At 39.6% G+C, this 18,514-nt stretch carries 18 protein-coding genes; 9 read left to right on the forward strand and 9 right to left on the reverse strand.

Features of this window, described 5'->3' with window-relative positions:
• Positions 1-138: 138 nt before the first annotated feature.
• Positions 139-963: a diaminopimelate epimerase gene (gene dapF / locus ACTB1O_RS05000; RefSeq protein ID WP_462994040.1), complete on the forward strand. Its 825-nt coding sequence runs from the start codon at positions 139-141 to the stop codon at positions 961-963.
• Here dapF and radB read toward each other — a convergent pair.
• Together radB and larC are read right to left on the reverse strand one after the other, a co-directional pair.
• Positions 950-1,618, reverse strand: coding sequence for a DNA repair and recombination protein RadB (radB, locus tag ACTB1O_RS05005; RefSeq protein ID WP_462994041.1), 669 nt, complete (start codon positions 1,616-1,618; stop codon positions 950-952). The genes dapF and radB overlap by 14 nt on opposite strands.
• A gap of 17 nt (positions 1,619-1,635) precedes the next feature.
• Entirely contained in the window at positions 1,636-2,808 is a 1,173-nt protein-coding gene (larC, locus tag ACTB1O_RS05010) for a nickel pincer cofactor biosynthesis protein LarC (RefSeq protein WP_462994042.1), read from the reverse strand.
• Positions 2,809-2,859: 51 nt separating this feature from the next.
• Here larC and ACTB1O_RS05015 point away from each other — a divergent pair, with 51 nt between their 5' ends.
• From ACTB1O_RS05015 to ACTB1O_RS05025, 3 genes are all read left to right on the forward strand, one after another.
• Positions 2,860-5,400: a CDC48 family AAA ATPase gene (locus ACTB1O_RS05015; RefSeq protein WP_462994043.1), complete on the forward strand. Its 2,541-nt coding sequence runs from the start codon at positions 2,860-2,862 to the stop codon at positions 5,398-5,400.
• Positions 5,401-5,500: 100 nt separating this feature from the next.
• Positions 5,501-7,036 (forward strand): class I adenylate-forming enzyme family protein, encoded by a 1,536-nt coding sequence (locus ACTB1O_RS05020; protein WP_462994044.1) that lies wholly within the window; start codon positions 5,501-5,503, stop codon positions 7,034-7,036.
• Positions 7,037-7,098: 62 nt separating this feature from the next.
• Positions 7,099-7,713 carry an RAD55 family ATPase gene (locus ACTB1O_RS05025; RefSeq protein WP_462994045.1) on the forward strand — a complete coding sequence of 205 codons (615 nt, stop codon included), beginning with the start codon at positions 7,099-7,101 and terminating at the stop codon, positions 7,711-7,713.
• Positions 7,714-7,715: 2 nt separating this feature from the next.
• On the opposite strand, the gene ACTB1O_RS05030 is transcribed toward ACTB1O_RS05025, so the two are convergent.
• From ACTB1O_RS05030 to aspS, 3 genes are read right to left on the reverse strand one after another with little or no spacing between them, the layout of a single operon-like run.
• A complete protein-coding gene (locus ACTB1O_RS05030; protein ID WP_462994046.1) occupies positions 7,716-8,735 on the reverse strand; it encodes an acyltransferase family protein in 1,020 nt (339 codons plus the stop codon).
• A gap of 25 nt (positions 8,736-8,760) precedes the next feature.
• Positions 8,761-9,657: a methionine synthase gene (locus tag ACTB1O_RS05035; RefSeq protein ID WP_462994047.1), complete on the reverse strand. Its 897-nt coding sequence runs from the start codon at positions 9,655-9,657 to the stop codon at positions 8,761-8,763.
• Positions 9,654-10,943, reverse strand: coding sequence for an aspartate--tRNA(Asn) ligase (gene aspS, locus ACTB1O_RS05040; protein ID WP_462994048.1), 1,290 nt, complete (start codon positions 10,941-10,943; stop codon positions 9,654-9,656). The genes ACTB1O_RS05035 and aspS overlap by 4 nt, the downstream gene beginning before the upstream one ends.
• 139 nt (positions 10,944-11,082) lie before the next feature.
• Here aspS and ACTB1O_RS05045 point away from each other — a divergent pair, with 139 nt between their 5' ends.
• Complete coding sequence (locus ACTB1O_RS05045; protein WP_462994049.1) at positions 11,083-11,535, forward strand: universal stress protein; 453 nt, start codon at positions 11,083-11,085, stop codon at positions 11,533-11,535.
• Positions 11,536-11,574: 39 nt separating this feature from the next.
• Positions 11,575-12,819 (forward strand): hypothetical protein, encoded by a 1,245-nt coding sequence (locus tag ACTB1O_RS05050; RefSeq protein ID WP_462994050.1) that lies wholly within the window; start codon positions 11,575-11,577, stop codon positions 12,817-12,819.
• Here ACTB1O_RS05050 and ACTB1O_RS05055 read toward each other — a convergent pair.
• The 4 genes from ACTB1O_RS05055 to ACTB1O_RS05070 form a co-directional block, all read right to left on the reverse strand.
• On the reverse strand, positions 12,784-13,680 hold the full coding sequence (locus tag ACTB1O_RS05055) for a 2-phospho-L-lactate transferase CofD family protein (RefSeq protein ID WP_462994051.1): 897 nt from the start codon (positions 13,678-13,680) through the stop codon (positions 12,784-12,786). The genes ACTB1O_RS05050 and ACTB1O_RS05055 overlap by 36 nt on opposite strands.
• Before the next feature lie 98 nt (positions 13,681-13,778).
• On the reverse strand, positions 13,779-14,723 hold the full coding sequence (locus tag ACTB1O_RS05060; protein ID WP_462994052.1) for a DUF7544 domain-containing protein: 945 nt from the start codon (positions 14,721-14,723) through the stop codon (positions 13,779-13,781).
• 40 nt (positions 14,724-14,763) lie between these two features.
• Positions 14,764-15,672 carry a 2-phospho-L-lactate transferase gene (gene cofD / locus ACTB1O_RS05065; RefSeq protein WP_462994053.1) on the reverse strand — a complete coding sequence of 303 codons (909 nt, stop codon included), beginning with the start codon at positions 15,670-15,672 and terminating at the stop codon, positions 14,764-14,766.
• 66 nt (positions 15,673-15,738) lie between these two features.
• On the reverse strand, positions 15,739-15,990 hold the full coding sequence (locus ACTB1O_RS05070) for a hypothetical protein (protein ID WP_462994054.1): 252 nt from the start codon (positions 15,988-15,990) through the stop codon (positions 15,739-15,741).
• Between the two features lie 325 nt (positions 15,991-16,315).
• Here ACTB1O_RS05070 and ACTB1O_RS05075 point away from each other — a divergent pair, with 325 nt between their 5' ends.
• From ACTB1O_RS05075 to ACTB1O_RS05085, 3 genes are all read left to right on the forward strand, one after another.
• Positions 16,316-17,521, forward strand: coding sequence for an HD domain-containing protein (locus tag ACTB1O_RS05075; protein ID WP_462994055.1), 1,206 nt, complete (start codon positions 16,316-16,318; stop codon positions 17,519-17,521).
• Positions 17,522-17,611: 90 nt separating this feature from the next.
• On the forward strand, positions 17,612-18,163 hold the full coding sequence (locus ACTB1O_RS05080; RefSeq protein WP_462994056.1) for a UbiX family flavin prenyltransferase: 552 nt from the start codon (positions 17,612-17,614) through the stop codon (positions 18,161-18,163).
• Positions 18,135-18,514 (forward strand): UbiD family decarboxylase domain-containing protein (locus ACTB1O_RS05085; RefSeq protein WP_462994057.1); only part of this gene is annotated, 380 nt, incomplete at its 3' end. The genes ACTB1O_RS05080 and ACTB1O_RS05085, both read left to right, overlap by 29 nt.

Raw genomic sequence — 18,514 nt, forward strand, 5'->3', positions numbered from 1 at the left:
ACTAAGAATTGCCCTTGAAAAATGGGGCAATTAAATTTATTTCCATTTTAAATTTAACAAATATTCTCACTGGACTTTTTTTAGAAAGTTAGTTACTTTATGCAAAAGAGATACTTTAGAAACAGGTGAGCTTAACTAATGGAGATACATTTTGTAAAACTTCAGGGAAACGGGAATGATTTCGTTTTAATTGACGAAAAAGACAGTGTGATAATACCTGATGATATGAAGGGGGAGTTTGCAAAACTCTACTGTGACAGGCGTTTTGGAGTGGGTGCGGACGGTATTTTGTTTCTCTCATCTTCAAAAGAAGCAGATATCAGAATGAGACTTATTCAGCCGGATGCCAGCGAGGCTGAGATGTGCGGAAACGGAATCCGCTGTCTTGCAAAATATGCATATGATATGAAATATGTTGGGAAAAAATGCAGTATTGAAACAATGTCAGGCGTTTTAGACGTAGATATGGATTACAACGATTCTGATGAGTTCACGGCAACTATTGATATGGGAGAAGTCCGCCGGGAGCGCTCTGAGATACCTGCAACAGGAAAAGGAGAGTACATGGAGGAGATTAATGGTCTGATGGTCTATGCTGTAAATACAGGAGTTCCTCATGCAGTTGTGTTCACAAAATCGGTTGATGAAATCGATGTATGTGGAATTGCACCAAAAATTCGTTATCATAAATCATTTCCTGAAGGGGCAAACGTGAATTTTGTTGAAGTTACAGGAGATAATGAGATAACAATACGCACATATGAGAGGGGTGTTGAGGATGAAACATTCAGCTGCGGTACAGGTTCGACTGCATGTGCAGCGGTTGCGGTTAAAACAGAAAAAACCGGAGAGACTGTTCTTGTTAATACTAAAGGAGGCCCTCTGATTATATCAATAAAAGATGGTCGCGCGAAGATGCAGGGGCCTGCAGAGACTGTTTTTTCGGGAATTATACCTCTTTAATCCCTTCATTTACCATTTTAAATTCAAAAGATCCGCCTTCCTTTTTGGATCTGTGTTTCTCAAGGACTGCCCTTCTGTGGGAAGAGTATTTTTCAACTCTGACAATAATCTTTGAAATATGTTTAAGGGAAGTTCCTCCAAGACCTGAAAGAACATCATTGTTGATATCCATGAAAACCTGATTTGTGACAAGCACAGGAATGTTGTAACGTCTTGCATATCCTAAAAGATGAACAATTTGTCTCCCAAGTTTTTTCTGGCCTTCTCCTGCGTGCCCCAGTTCAGTCCGGTAGAGAGCTGTTGCCGAATCCAGAACAATTAATCCGATATTATTTGTCCTCAAAAGGGGATCGCATTCTGCAATCATAAGTCCCTGCTCGGTGAAATCAAGAGGTTCAAAGAGAAATAGATTTTCAGAGAGTGATTCGGCATCATCTCCGCAAATCTGCCTGAATCTTTCTATTGAAAACCCTTCACTGTCAATTACTATGACAGATTTACCTGATTTTAATACGCTTACCGCACCCATAATTGCAATTGTGCTTTTTCCCGCAGCAGGTTCTCCATATATCTGGGTGATTGTTTTTCTTTCGAGACCGCCGCCGACAAGTTCATCAAAACCTTTACAATTTGTTTCTATTTTGGAAATGTCCATAATTTCTGACCTTATATTTAGGAGACTTTTTTTAATGCAATATTCTCTGCCATTAGAGTGATCTCTTTTATTGGAAGACCTGTTTTTTGTGCACATATTTTGGCATCTTCAAATTCAGCCTTTATATTTGCAGGTTTTTTCTCAATCCAGCCTATTTTAACATTTATACTATAAGTTTCACCCATTATTGAAAGTTTCACTTCTTCAAAGGAACGCTTCAAAATTGATCTATGGACAGCCTGCATGTGACGAATTCCAAGTGTTCCAAGCTCTTCTGACAAAATTCTAACAAATTTATCCGAATCTCCCGGTGAACATATAACCCGTATTAAAAAACCGCTTCTTCCTTTTTTCATTGTGACTGGTATGGACGATATATCACGTGCGCCTTCATCCATTATTCGCTGCATTGCATATGCAAGCACTTCGCCTGTTACATCATCCACGTTAGTTTCAAGAATCTCAACAATATCTTTGCATGAGGAATCAGATTCGATGATTGTGGCCCTTAAAACATTAGGAACATCCTTTGGATCTCTGGTTCCTGCACCGTACCCTACAGAAATAATCCGGCCATCCGGCTGGTACTTATTATTCTGATAAAATTCTGAGAGAAGTGCAGCACCTGTAGGTGTGCATAATTCTCCATCCTGGGGGCTTTTTCCTGATAATGTTTTCAGGCCGGATTCCATCAGAATCTCAACTGTGGCGGGAGCAGGTACCGGCATTTTTCCATGCTCTGTCATCACACTTCCGTCTCCAAGATTGACAGGCTTAATGTATACTGCATCGGGTTTCAGTGAAAAAAAAGCTGTGCAGGCACCCAGAACATCTGCAATTGCATCATCGGCACCAACTTCATGAAAATGGGTAATTTCTCCGTGTACTGCGGTTTCACCCTTTTGAATTCGCTCAAAGACTTTCTTTGCCATAACTATGGCTTCTTTTGGTGCTGCCGACTTTTCGATTATATCTAATACCTGATTCAGATTCCTGTGCGTTTTTTTCGCATTTGTCTCAACTTTAAGTGCCGATATTCCACACCTTTTAACAACATTAAAGTCCGGTTTTGCAACGACAGAGGACATTGCATCTTCAACAGACTTTTTGTCGGCACCCAGACTTAGAAGAGCACCGATAATCATATCGCCTGCAGCACCGTGAAATGGATCGAAGAGGAGAATTTTCATAACTGACAAGTACTTATAAACTGTTGGATATATGAGTGTTAAGGTGGTTCTATGATAAGTTTGAAAGTAGATAGTGCCTATCCCGAGGATCAGGGAGGGGGCAGGGCAAGGCTTGATCCGGAGACGATGCTTCATCTTCATCTATCCCCCGGTGATTTGATATATATAAATGGAAAAAACCGGACTGTTGCCAAGGTCTGGCGTATGCTGGTTAATGACTGGAATCAGGAGAAGATCCGCATTGACAATTATACAAGACTGAATGCAGGTATAAGTATAGGTGACAGAGTAACAATAACTCCTGTAGAATCCGCTGTTGCGGCAGAGACCGTCATTCTTGCACCCCCGGAAGATCTGCCCAAACAGCTTCCAATAAATTACAATAGTGCAATAGCAAGACTAATCGACTATCCTGTAGTGAAAGATGACAGCGTGCCTGTTATTGCAGGACTTCCCTTTATGCAGCCGCAGACTGTAGCTTTTAAAGTTGTACTTATTGAGCCTGAAGATGCTGTGATCATATCCCGGGATACTGAAATTGAATTTTCAGACAAACCTGCGGAGGGTTTTGAAGGGCTCAGAATGATATCCTATGAGGATATAGGAGGTCTAAAAGGAGAACTTCAGAATGTCAGGGAGACAATTGAACTTCCTATGAGACATCCTGAACTTTTTAGAAAGTTAGGAATTGATCCTCCAAAAGGTGTTCTGCTTTATGGTCCTCCGGGAACCGGAAAGACTCTTATTGCAAAAGCAGTTGCCAATGAGAGCGGGGCGCACTTTATATCAATTGCCGGTCCTGAAATAATTTCAAAGTATTATGGTGAGAGTGAGCAGCGGTTACGGGAGATCTTTGATGAGGCTGAGGATAATGCTCCTTCTATTGTTTTCATTGATGAACTTGACTCAATAGCACCAAAGCGTGAGGATGTCACCGGAGAGGTTGAGAGAAGAGTTGTAGCGCAGTTACTGACAATGATGGACGGTCTTGAGGAGAGGGGTCAGGTAGTTGTTATTGGTGCCACAAACAGACTTGATGCCATTGATCAGGCTCTGAGGAGACCCGGAAGATTTGACAGGGAGATAGAAATAGGTGTCCCCGGCGAAGAGGACAGGCTTGAAATTCTAAGGATTCACACAAGGGGCATGCCGATTGAAGGTGAAAATCTGATAATCGCGAAGAGAAAAGAGTGTGAATTAGCTGAAGGGGACATAAAAGAAAAACTTGAAGAAGAATTTAAGACTATCACCGATGAAACACACAAAAACCGTGAGATGATGCTGGATGAATTTTCATCAAAGACAAACGGTTTTGTGGGTGCGGATTTGGCATCTCTTGCGCGTGAAGCGGCAATGAGGGCACTTCGAAGATATCTGCCTGATATTGATCTGGAATCAGATGAGATCCCCCAGGAAGTCCTGGAATCCATGGAGATACGAATCAAGGATTTCCGTGATGCATTAAGAGAGATCAACCCGAGTGCAATGCGTGAAGTGTTCCTTGAGGTATCTCATGTAACATGGTCTGATGTTGGGGGACTTGCAATTGAGAAAGAAGAGGTTCGCGAGGCGGTGGAATATCCTTTGACACGCAGAGAAAAATTTGAAAATCTGGGGATAGAGCCTCCAAAGGGTGTTTTATTATATGGTCCTCCCGGCACCGGAAAGACTCTTATTGCCAAGGCTGTGGCAAATGAGAGTGGTGCAAATTTCATTCCTGTGAGGGGCCCTCAGCTCCTGTCCAAATGGGTGGGTGAAAGTGAGCGTGCAGTACGTGAAGTATTCAGAAAAGCCCGTCAGGTAGCTCCTTCTATAATATTTTTTGATGAACTTGATGCTCTGGCCCCGGCAAGAGGCGGAGGTTCGGAATCAAGGGTTATCGAGAGTGTCTTAAATCAGATTCTTACTGAGTTTGACGGACTGGAGGATCTCACAGGTGTTGTTGTAATGGGTGCAACAAACCGGCCTGATATGATTGATCCTGCATTACTGAGGGCAGGCAGATTTGATCGTCTTGTATTCGTAGGTGAACCTAATGAGAAGTCCAGAATGAGAATTCTTCAGATACATTCTAAATATATGCCAATTGAGGGTTCGGTTATTGATGAGATTATAGAATATACAAAACTCTATGATGAGAGTGTTTTTGAAGAGGCTTTTAACGGTCTGAGTAAGACAAGAAATTTTTCAATTAACAGGCAGATTACTGCTGATGAATTGAAATCATGTTTCATTGCTCCTGAGGTGAAGGATTCACCTGTTTTGTCAGAAGGACGCAGAAGAAAAATAATTGTTGAGCAGCTTCTTAAAAATGCTTTATATATAAAAGATCCAAAAAGAGATGAGTTGTTTGCCAGGCTTTCTGTAAAAACAGCCGGTTATGTGGGCTCGGATCTTGAGCTTTTATGCCGTGAGGCAGCGATGTTTGCGATGCGTGATGGTAAAATCCGTGTTTCTGAAAGTCATTTTGAAAAGGCTCTGAAAAAGGTTCATCCAATGATGAATGACAGAGTGAGAGAGCAATATGAAAGGATAAAACAACATTTCAAAGGTGGTCTTCCGGCACAGGTTCAGCCTGTTGAATATCAATAATATTCAAAAATTATTTTCGTTATTATTATCCTATGATGAGCAGAATTATACATAGCAGATCTGTTTTTTTCTGCTGACGCTGCAATGGAGGAGAAGAGTTTTGTCCAACTGTACTACATTTCTTGATGTAAATAAAAGATTTGGGGATAAAAAAGCGCTGATATTCCCATGCGAAGACAGATATTATACATATGCTGAAATGCTTGACTCTGTCTGCCGTCATGCAAATCTGTTGTCTTCATTCGGGATTTCAAAAGGGGACAGAGTATGCATCTATCTTCCTGCAACACCTGAATATCTGCTTTTTTATTTTGCAATATGGAGAATTGGAGCCGTTGCAGTACCTTTGAATATTGTGCTTTGTGAATCAGAAGTATTGTACCTGCTTGATAATTCGGGCGCTGTTGGAATTATCACTGATGAGTCCGGAGAAAATATAGCAGAGGCTGCATGTTCTGCTACTTTATCAAAAACCCGTGTTTTTGTAACCGGGAATACTCAGTGGGAAGACTCTCTTTCCGGTATGCCCGGATATATGCGACCTGTAAACTGCAGTGCAGATGACATTTGCCAGTTGCAGTACACATCAGGTACAACCGGAAGGCAGAAAGGTGCAATGTTAACCCACGGGAACTGGATGGCGGCACTTGATGCTGAGTGCGATCTTCTGGGTTTTTGCCCTGGTGATGTTTATCTGGGCATTTATCCTATGGCTCACGTGGGTATATCCTGGGGTATATCATCCCTTAAAGGCGGTGCAACCTGGATTATAATGGATAAATTTGATCTTGATGATTATATTGACCTGGCAGACAGGTATAAGGCAACAGTTGTTGCGGGAATGCCTCCGGTAATCCACTCTCTTTTAAAGACTAAGGAAGGCACCGAAGATAAGTTTTCATCAGCAAGAGAGATGATAAGCGGGGGCGGACCGCTTCATCCAAGTGTATGGGGTGATTTTTTCAGGCGTTTTAATGTTCCTGTAGTAAATGCGTATGGTCTTTCTGAAACAATTGTTGTGGGGACGGGGACAGCAATCAGACCTGAAGATTACAGATATGCAGATGAGTTCATGAGTGTCGGCCGCCCTGTAGGTTTCACTGAGATGAAGATAGTTGATACAAACGATCCGTCTGTGGAAATTTCCGGTAACGGAATAGGAGAGATAGCTCTAAGGGGGCCTGCTGTTGCAAAAGGTTACTGGAAGATGGAAGAAGAAACAGAAAAAGTGTTCCTATCAGGGGGCTGGTTTTTAACAGGAGATATCGGTTATATCGATAATGACGGGATGCTTTCAATAACTGATCGGAAAAAGGATATGATAGTTATGTCAGGCTGGAAAATATATCCGACAGAGGTTGAAAAAGTGCTTATAGAACACCCCGACGTGGATGATGTTGCATTATTCGGATGTCCTGACATCCATATGGGGGAGATACCTGTTGCGGCTGTTGTGCCTGTAACAGGCAAAAATGTCGATAAAGCTTCCCTGATTGATTTTTGCAATAAACGACTGGCCAGATATAAAGTTCCACGTGAATATATAATTCTCAATGAACTTCCACGTGTTAACGGATGGAAATTACTGCGGCGGGAATTACGGGAAAGATATTGCAATGAACAGATTGTATCCTGATAATCAGTTCTGTGTTTTCCGGATATCTTTTTTATTTATAAAAACAGAGTAAAATATACGCTATGTCACCTGAAATTGAGAATATTACTTCTATTAAGTCTGAAAAGAGATCTACCGGGGTTGTGGGTCTTGATTTTCAGCTGGAAGGAGGTATACCCAAAGGAAGATCCATGATTGTTTTTGGAGAGGCTCTTTCAGGATGTGAGCTTTTTGCAACACAGTTCTGGCTTGCCGATGAATCTAAAGAAAGTTCATATCTGATTCTTGATAACATTCCCGGAGGAGGAATGATTTGGGCAGGAGACTTCAGCGTCCAGGAATTATCTGCAGCGATGAAAGGAGAGTGGGTTGTTGTGGATTCCCTTTCTACGGTTATTTTAAAGTATGGTATTGATGCAGCTGTTTATCTTTTAACCAAGGGATCAGAGGAGATAAAAGAAAACGGGGGTAATATCCTTTTTATTATGTATCGCGGGGTTCATTCCCCTGCGGATGAGGCAAAAATCAGTCGTTATTCTGATATTTTTATTACACTTTCTGAGAATCTGCATGGAAATGAAATTGAGAGAAGTCTCACAATAAATAAAATCTATGGTAATGATGTGCCGAAAAGGGCCTATCCTTATAATATAATGTCATTCGGAATTGAACTTTCAACAACCGGAAGGGTTATTTGAAATCAATCAGTTTTTTTACCTGTCTTTTTCCAAAAGGAAGGTATATTTTTTTTCAGTGAGAGTGCATGCTTTTCTATCAGGTGCCACGATATGACTGCTGCCGGTATTGAAAATGCATATGAAAGAACCATTAATGCAGGAATTTCAACATCCGGAATCAGATGGATGATTGTCTGCTGAATCGGATATGCATAAATAAACATTCCAAATGAAAAATCTCCATATTTTCCGAAATGATTGAATTTTTCTGAAGGGAGATATGCAATCAAAAGCACAGTGTAAGGTATTGCAATGAAGGCGAAGAGGAACATAAATGGTGTATTATAAGAAATAATTACAGGGATCCATAAAACTCCTGCTATCCACAATTTATATTCAATTTTTTTCCTGTTGAGACATATATAGGCACCAATCAGGAAATATAGTGCAAAACGAATCTTATTTAGTGCCGGATTCTCATACCACAGTGCCCAGAAAAAAGCAGTTGCAAATATTAAGGGAAGCATTGATCCTTTTCTGAAAAGTATTCCTGCCAGTCCCAAACAGACAATTATCAGATATAAGAAAAACTCAAACGGAATTGTCCAGAGAGGTGCATTTACATAGGTTACCGGATTTGTGGCAAAAAGACCTGTTGCTGCACCGTTTGTATAAAATGGCAGTGCAGTCCATGTTGAGAAATCAAGCAGGTTTGAGAAATATTCAGTGAGGCTTAAATCAGTTGCAACAGGGCCTATAATAAACATCACAAAAAATATTGATGCAAGCATTCCGGGAATGATTCTGAGTCCTCTTTTCCAGAAAAATATTTTTATGTCCGGTTTTCTTTCCCAGCTCTGAGTAATCAGGTAACCGCTTATTACAAGAAGGGTTGCAAGACCAAACTGCCCTACAAGAAGATGCCAGTCAAAGACAAAGACATTTTCATATCCTAAATAAAGGGCAAAGGAGTGTGAAAATATTATAAGACCTGCGGCAAGAAACCTCAAAAAATCAAAATTATTTCTAAACCTTTCATCCATAAAAACTCACGTAATTTTTTATTATTTACAGACTGTTACGAATCTCATCTGCAGCAAGAACCATATTTTTTAGTTTTCCAAATGCAACTTCCCGTGTGTGCATCCGGAGACCGCAGTCTGGGTCAACAAGGATTTTTTCAGGCCCGAATATATCAACACCCTTCTCAATTCTTGATTTTATTATCTCAACAGTATCTATTCCGGAAAAAGCGGAATCCACTGCACCGAATCCTATCTTTTTGCCGGCCAGTTCTTTTTTTGATAATATTTCCAGGTTTTCCGGACTGCATGAAAACTCAAAGTCCAGGATATCAACAGGCATTTTTATTAGATCGTCTATGATGCCTTCTATATTCCCGCAGACATGCATGCATGTCGGGACTTTTAATACAGAGGTTATTGCATTAATTGCCTGGTATGCAGTGTCCATATCAGCGGTACCTGTTGAAAGAATCGGTTCGTCAATCTGAAATATTGCTATTCCAAGCGATTCCAGTCTTAAAGCTTCGGTTGCGATAATCTTTGCAAGGTCTAAAATTAATTCGTTTCTGTTTCTGTACAGTGGCGTATCAATTTTTAGTGCATGAGAGATGGTCGTTGGCCCGGCAAGCATTGCCTTGACTTTTTGATGCCTTGATATTGCGTATTTTGTATCAGCGGCAGTCATTGGTTTCTGAGTAGGTTTTAATGTACCTGTAACTCTCTGATCATTAATTCCCGGAATCTGGGAGGTTAGTGATGTAATCATATCTCCACGTATCTGTCCGGATGATATGATATCCACCCCGGCCTCTATCTGATCTGTGACAGCTGTGTCCAGTGCTGCTGCATGTGGACTGAATACTGATTTAAGGCCTTTTTTGCTGACTGCGGGGTAACTTCCCACAACTGTTGTGGGAAGAAGTTTTTCGGTCATTTTCATGGTGTAACTCTGTGCCTGTCACGCGGGAAGAGTACTGCCTCTCTGATGTTTGGAAGTTCAAGCATTGTCATAATAAGACGTTCCATACCCACACCCCATCCTGCGTGAGGCGGCATTCCATATCTGAATGGCTTTAAATAGAATTCAAAACTTTCAGGAGACATGCCTTTCTGTTTTATCTGTTTGATCAGGAGATCATGCTGATGAATACGCTGTGCACCGCTTGAAAGCTCCATTCTGGGGTGCATCATATCAAAAGCCTTGCATATTTCAGGTTCATCCTCGTAAGGCATTGCATAGTATGGTTTTATGGATGTTGGCCAGTCTGTGATGAAATAGTGCTCTCCCATCTCTTCACCAATAGCTCGTTCTGCAGATGTCGAAAGATCATCGCCGTATGCAATATCTTCTTCTATTGAGACTGCCGCAATATCAATTGCTTCTGAGTAGGTGAGCTTTGGGAAACCTTTCTTAGGGATTTTTAAGTCAACTCCAAGAGTTTCAATTGCATCAGTGCATGTTTTGTCAACATTTTCGTATGCTGCAATCATGACATTTTCCAAAAGATCCATTACATCATTGTGATCGGCAAAAGAGATCTCAACATCGATTGATGTTGCCTCATTTAGGTGTCTTGTTGTATTGTGCTCCTCTGCTCTGAAAATGGGGCCTATCTCAAAAACTTTCTCAAATCCTGCTGCCATCATCATCTGCTTATAAAGCTGCGGACTTTGGTTTAAAAATGCCTCTTTCTCAAAGTAAGCGATAGGAAAAAGCTCTGTTCCCCCTTCTGTTGCCGCTGCAACTACCTTTGATGTTGTGATATTTAGAAATCCTTCATTGTAGAGATAATCGTTTATAGCATGTGTTGCGGCATTTCTTATCTGAAATATTGCAGCAACTTTTGGTCTTCTTGCATCAAGATAGCGGTTGTCAAGTCTGGTGTCAACCTCTGCAAGAACTTTCTCGGAAACATCGAGGGGGAGGGGTGTTTCTGCCCTGCTTATAATCTCAAAAAATTCCGGAATTATCTCGCGTCCGCCCGGTGCCTTTTCTGATTCCTTAACGATTCCTGTTATTCTTACAACAGATTCGCGTGAAACTTCTTTTGCAGCAATTAAAACTTCTTCCGGAGCCTTCTTTTTAACAACAGTAGCCTGTAAAAATCCGGTTCTGTCTCTTAGAATATAGAATGCAAGTCCGCCAAGGTCTCTTATTTCGTGGACCCATCCTATGACTTCTGCGGTCTGCAATTCGGGTGTTACTTCTTTCAGTGGTATTCTCATAAAATATCTGCAATAATATGTGTTCTGAACTATTATTTTTGTTTTGCAATTTGTCATAAAAAAAATGTAAAAAAAACGAATTTTGACAATTATCAGGCAGATAATTTATTATGTCAACTTTGCTGAAACTAATACATTTATGTTCAGAAAAATTCTTGTTGCACTTGACGGGTCATTAATATCTGAAAAAGCCTTATACACAGCAATTCAGGAAGCAGAGTTAAGGGATGCCGAGCTTCATGCAGTATATGTTATACAGCATGTTTTAACACATCAGATGATGATTGACTCTTCCACAGGTACAGCTGATACCAGTCCTGAATTTATGAATGAAATTCTGGCAACAGAAGCGCACAAAGTCCTGAAAAATGCTGAGGAGATATCAAGTGAAGAAGGTATTGATATTGTACTTCACAAATCTTTTGGAGATCCGAGGGAAGAGATCCTTTCACTTTCTGATGAGATAAATGCGGATCTCATAGTGATGGGTACAAAGGGTAAGACAAATCTGGAAAGACTGCTTTTAGGGAGTGTAAGTTCGGCAGTTGTTATGAACAGCAAAGTTACAACACTTCTGGTAAAAGGGATGTAATAAAAATATATCCTTTTAAATAATAATATATCATCATATATGTCATCCTCTCACTTTGAAAGAACTGTTCTCTCCGTAATTTTTGTGCTTTTATTAATTTCCTTTACAATACCGGTACTGGCTGGTGACGAGCTTGAAGTATGGGGTTATATGAATCCGGAAGGGAGTCTTGAACCCGGTGCTGATGTTGTTTGTCATTATACTGTCCGGTATGCTTTTGACTCGGATGCTGAATCAATAGAGTTCTATACTGATCTTAGTGATGCTATATGGCAGTTTTCTATAGTGATGGACGGCGCCAGACAGGATCTGCCCAAAAGATTCGGGCGATATGAGACAATAACAGGTTTTGAGCTTTATTATTCACGTGTTTATCAGACCCTTATTGAGGTTAAATTAAACGGCACAGTTCCTTCTGTTGCATCGACAGGAAATTACAGCATTTTTACTGTCACGCACTATGATGCGGGAGGAAATATCCAGTCCTCTGAGAATGTCCAGAGAGTTTTTTTAAATCCTTCCGAGCTGGGGGGAGTTCAGAATTCTATGGAGATTAAGCTTTCAAATCTGCGGTCTGAGATAGACGGGTTATATCTGCAGGGTGTGGATACCAGATCCGCAGAAGAGAAATATTCCGATGCCAGTGATGCGATATCTGCAGCAGGTTATTCATCACCTTCTGTTCAGAGCAGTCTTTTGTCTTCTGCTGATTTATATATTGAAGAAGCAAAGGCTATTCTGAATGTTTCATGGGCAGAAACTGCAATAAATCAGGCAGAACAAAAGATAAATTCTGTTGATTCCATGGTTCAATATTTTGAATCTTCAAAGGGGCTGTCCGGAGATTCAAGAGTGTGGGTAATAAAGTCATACAATGACAATGCAAGGACTCTCCTTGTGCTGGCACAGGATAAATTCCATAATCTGGATTATGTGATAACAAGGGATTATGCAGGTCAGGCAGAAGATAAGGCAGTTATGGCTTATAATTATGCTGTTTCTCTCAACAATGAGCTGAATCTTGATGCGCCGGTACAAACCGGAATCTGGAATACTCCGACACCTGTAGCTACTTATGTTTCACAATCCCCTTCCCAGACATCATCCTACACAAATAATGCGGGGAACAGTCTGAACACCGAAGGGCTTGATGATATAGATTCTCTTCTGCATTCTGATGTAGATGTGGAAAGTGCTCTTAAAATTGCCGGCAAAATTGCTGATTTGCTGCTGGCAGCAATTGACTTTCTAAATAATCTTATTGCTGCGGCTTCTGATAACTGACATAAGTTCCCATGCGAATGACTCTGCATTATGACGGGATTTAAGTCCTGTATTAAGGCGGACTGCACCTGCAATATTCATATTTTCTTTTATGTCCTGAATTATAACATCTGAAAAAGAGCTGTAGATTTCAAGTACCTTCTGATATGAAGGATATTTATCAGGCGAGTAATCTTTTGGAACTTTTGGAAGAACTGAAAGAACAAAGCTTTTTTTTAAGAGATTTCTCATATTTCTGCAGGCAAAAAGAGGGGACAATGTTGTGTTAATTCTTCCGGGACCGATTATTACCGCATCACTTTTCTCAATAGTCTCTTTTACTTTTTCTGAAATGGCAGGAACTTTTATTAGATCAATCTTTACAGATGCCTTAAATTCCGCATTATAATCATCCCTGTAAATATTCTTAAATTCCGGAATTGTGAATGTATCATTTTCAATCTCTGCATATGCAGAATATCTGTTGTCGGTTGCAGGGATTATTTGTGATATTATCCCAAAATAATTGCACAGGAATTCAGTTGATTCTGTCAGGTTGCCACCTTTTCTCAGGATATTGCTTCTTGCAATGCTTATGGCTCTGGCTTTTTCTCCAATTGGATATGTATGAATATCCGGGATTTTTTCAAGCAGATTATATGTGGAGTATGTATCGCCTGTGATTCCTGTCCATTGTGAAGTATTCAGTTTTCCTGAAAAAAGATACATGACATCGTCAAGGTCGGGGCAGACAAGGTTTCCGTCTGTCCACATGCAGTCTGAAGTATTGGCTACGACTGCGATTTCATTGTCATATAAAAGATTTCTAAATGCCCCTATAAGTTTTAATGAATCAGCTCCCCCGGAGATGAATGTAATCATTTGCAGAATTATTCTGATTTTAAATAATAAAGTGATTTTGATGGGATTTTGTAAAAAAATTCATTTTTTTATTATAAATGATAGCTATAAAAAAGGGGTTATTGAAGCATTATGTATTTTTCTTCCATGCTTCCAAGAACATCCAGAGTGTAGTGTTTTTGAAAGGTTATAAACGGGACACTTATTATCAGTGTGATTGGAATCAGGCAGATTATGTAAATTATCAGCATTATAACAAAAATTGGGATTGTAACCAGGCTTCCCAAAAGGCTAAGAGCGATAAATCCTATGATAAGGAAAGGAATTGCCAGAATAAGGGCTGCAATTATGATTGCAATAACCATGAGTATAGTTATCACGACTGCAAGTATTAATCTCATTACCAGATAGATTATTGTCTGCCACCAGTCTTTTTTCATAACAACCCAGCAACTCTTCCATCCCGCAGTAATTCCGCAGTTATCCTTTATCATTATCGGAACGACAAAATCGATTGTAAATAGAAGAATAATCCCGAAGGGGATGGAAAGTAAAAATATTGCAAGAAAAATGGCTATTACAAAACCAAAATTTGGTGTGGCAGACAGATCTATGGTTCCTGCAAACACAGCCAGCATTGCAGCGATTATTATTGCTGTAAATAATATCCCTATCAGAATTTCAAAACCGAATAGTCTGGCGCCTCTGCCGATATTTGACCTGAAATATTTACGTATTGAAAATTCCCTGTTTGAGAGGCATTCTACAAAAAGAAACTGGAATACGCTCGAGATATAAGCAAAAATAAGAACTAAACATATTATTACAGCAATAATTCCAATAATTAAAGGTAATTCATTTAGAAATGCCTCCGAACCCGGTGTTGAAAATGGCATATTCTGGGGTCCGGTTGTAAACTGGAAAGGATTGAAGGATGAAAATCCGCCGAGGAATATTGAAATAAGGGCAATTCTCAGCCAGATGCCTTTTCTAAAAGGCCATAATAAGGATTTGGTTTTGTCAATTGCAGTATCAATACTGCTGAATGCATAATAATCTGACATAGAAGTAAATTTGCAGGCAGGTGAAATATAAACATTTAGGTCAGATTAATTCTCTGACTGCTTTAATTATATCATCCGCAAGATTCTTGCTTATTTCTTCGTTTACCATGAGAGTATCAAATCTCAATGCATCATCAATAAAATCATTATCCCTTATATCCTGAATGAAAATGTCAGCAAAATCGCTGTACAGTGAATAAGTGCCCTTTGATGTAGGGGGCATTCCCCAGGCTTTCATAAGTTCTTTTGCAGGACCGCTTATCGGGCTGTCTCCAATAAAAGGGCTTATGGAAACTACTGTTTTTTCTTTTAAAGCTTCTTTGATGCCCTCGCATTCAAGAATAGGTGATATGCTGGTTACAGGGTTTGAAGGCCCGATGATTACAAAATCTGAGTTTTTTATTGCATGCAGGGCTTCTTTTGTTGCAACCGGTTTTTCATTATAAGATCTTACAATCTCTTTTATTCCGACATTTCCCCTGTGCCTGACCCAGTATTCCTGAAAATGTATCAGACCTTTATCTGTCAGGATTTTTGTTGTGACGTCGGTGTCAGTCATTGGCATTATGTCTGCGCTACACCCCAGCCTTTGGCATAACTCTTTTGTCGCCTGCGTAAGTGTAAGACCTTCTCTTAACATCCTTCCCCTTGCAATATTTACTGCCCTGTCTTTATCTCCAAGTGTGAGGTATATGTCTTCTCCGATCTCTTTTAAGAAATCGTTTGTTAATGTTGTATCACTCTTTATGCCCCACCATGTGTCAATGTTTAACATATCAGAAAAAAGGTAAATCAGAGTGTCGATATCAGGAGAGAGGTGACTGCCGTATATCCACATGTCTTCTGCAGTATTGACAATAACTGATATATCTTCATCAGGCATTTTTCTCCGAAATCCCCTGATTAATTTGGGAGTGCCTGTACCGCCGGAAAGGAAAGTAATTTTCATTATTATTTTTTATACTGCTTATAATAGATATATTCAGCAGAAAAAGAATTTACTTGTTTAACGACTTTAAAGAAATATTCTGGCTTCCTGTGGCCACAGTGTTGCATCCGTTCCGGGCAGGGGTTTCCCATCGGGCATCATATTTTCAGGAATATTATTAATTCCCAGGTTATTAGATAATAGCTTTATTTTACACTCTGTTTTTTTTCCGCCGTTACAGTAAAGATATTGAAATCCTTCTACTATTACCTGCAGATCCTGACATTTGCGATATTTATTTATAAATGGGCAATTTTCTTGTATTGGACATATTTTCATCTGTCTCTCCCCATGACAACAAAATCCTGACCTTATATTCTAATGTTGTTTTTATTATAATAACCAAATATGATTATGAACAGCTTTAATGTTTTTATTCTTTCAGAAATTAATCCGACATTCAATATTATTTGGTTTTTGATTCCTTATTTTATCCCGGATTTTCTTCATTAAAATGAATTTAATAATTTCCTTTTTTTAGTTATTCTATATTCCTTCGGAATATCTACTAAGAAATACATTTATTATTCTTCATAATGGATTCATTAATGAACAAAAATTCTGAAGAATTTATTATAAATTTTTGGATAAAAAGGTAATTTTAATGAAAATCATTCAGGATCCCGTACATGGATATGTAGAAGTTGATGAGAGAATACTTCCTCTTCTTGATTCTCTGCCTGTTCAAAGGCTAAGATACATAAAGCAGCTGGGATTTTCAAATCTTGTATATCCCGGTGCAAATCATACCCGATTTGAACATTCGCTGGGAACAATGCATCTTGCACGTCTTATGAGCCTGAGTCTTGGTCTTTCTGATGATGATGTACTTATGGTCACAGCCTCTGCACTTTTGCATGACATTGGTCACGGCCCGTATTCCCATGCAACAGAGCCATTAATGGAGAAATATCTTGGAAAAAGTCATCAGGAGATAGATTCTCTTATTACAAAGGGTTCTATCGCAGATGAATTATCCGGACTAAATCTTGATTCCGCTGATGTCTGTTCAATGGTTGTGGGAGAGCATTATCTTTCAGGAATAATTCACGGGGATCTGGATGTCGACAGGATGGATTACCTTTTAAGAGATGCACATTACACGGGTGTTCCATACGGGACTGTTGATGCACACAGACTTATCAGAAGCACAAATCTCACAGATAAAGGACTTGTTCTTAAGGAAAACGGAATTAACGCTGCTGAATCACTTCTCATAGCAAGAACGCTGATGCGTCCGGCCGTATATTTTCATCATGTAAGCAGAATTGCTGAGGCGATGGTAAAACACGCAGCTCTGGAGCACCTGAAAGCAACTGAATTTGGGGACTTAAATGAGATTTTGTCGATGGATGATGGTATGTTTTATATGAGAATTTCAAATTCACCATCGGAAGAGGCAAGGCTTCTGATAAAAAATCTTCATTCAAGAAATCTTTATAAAAGGGCGGTTTACATTGGTATGGATCAGGTGAAATTCTCCTCTCTTCAGAAACTGATAGAGTTAAAGGATGAGAGAAGTATTGCCAGATCCGTTTGTGAAATGGCAGGTATTGCTGAAACAGAGGTATTAGTAGACATCCCGCCTATTTCATCTTCAATGTCTATAGAGGTACAGGTTAGAAATCATAATGATCTGGTTTCACTTGAAGATCTGTCCCCACTTACAGGTACTTTAAATGAGACCCGGAAAAGTCAGTGGAGGATGGGCATATACACAACATCTGAAAACAGGAGACTTGTTGAACAGGCCGCATATGAAGTACTTAATATTGAAAAACCAACGAAGCAGGATAAACTAATTATATAATGGTCAGTTTAATTTCACATTAACCCCAAATTAAGTTAGAGAATTAATTCCGATTACTGATTAATATCTGAAAAAACCAGGGTAAATTTCATGAAAAAGTATGTTGTTGGAATAACAGGTGCAAGCGGCATCATATATGCAAAAAGGCTTCTGGAGATATTAAGTGAATGTGCCGAAGTGCATGTAATAATATCTGATATAGCGAAAAAGATTGCAGAATACGAGCAGGTTGAACTTGGCGGTTTTAATGCCACATATCTTGATGAAGATGACATGTTTGCAGATATTGCGAGTGGTTCTTTTAAATATGATGGTATGATAATAGCCCCCTGCAGCATGAAGACACTTGCAGCCATAAATGCGGGTTTTTCAAACAATCTTATAACGAGGGCTGCAGATGTCTGTTTAAAGGAAGGACGAAAGTGTATACTGATGCCAAGAGAGATGCCTCTCTCAAGAATTCATCTGAAAAATATGCTCTCATTAAATGAGGCAGGCGCAACTATAATGGTAATGAGTCCGGGTTTTTATCACCGGCCAAAGACAATAGAGGATCTTGTGGATATGGTTGTTGCAAGAGCACTTGACCATCTCGGTGTGGAGCATGATATTGGTGAACGCTGGAGTGGTTATGATGCGTGAGTTCATTCAGAAAATGAGAAATGCAGGACTTGTACAGGATATCGAGGAAGAAGTATCCTCGGTTTTTGAGGCACCTAAAATCGCCTCAAAAACAGACAAACTTGTTTTTTTCCATAAACTTGATGGGCACAGCAGGGGTGTTATGAATGTCACTGCAAGCAGAAAAGCGCTTTCTTTGGCTCTTGGATACGATGAGAAAGAGACTGTCAAAAATCTTGCTGATTCAGAATACAATGGCAATGTCACAAAAAAGGGTGATCTTAACATGCATCCTCCTGATCTTTTTTCAATCCCGATAATGAAACATTTCCCAAAGGATGCGGGAAGATACTTAACATCTGCAATTGTTTT

The organism is Methanomicrobium sp. (assembly GCF_055145805.1).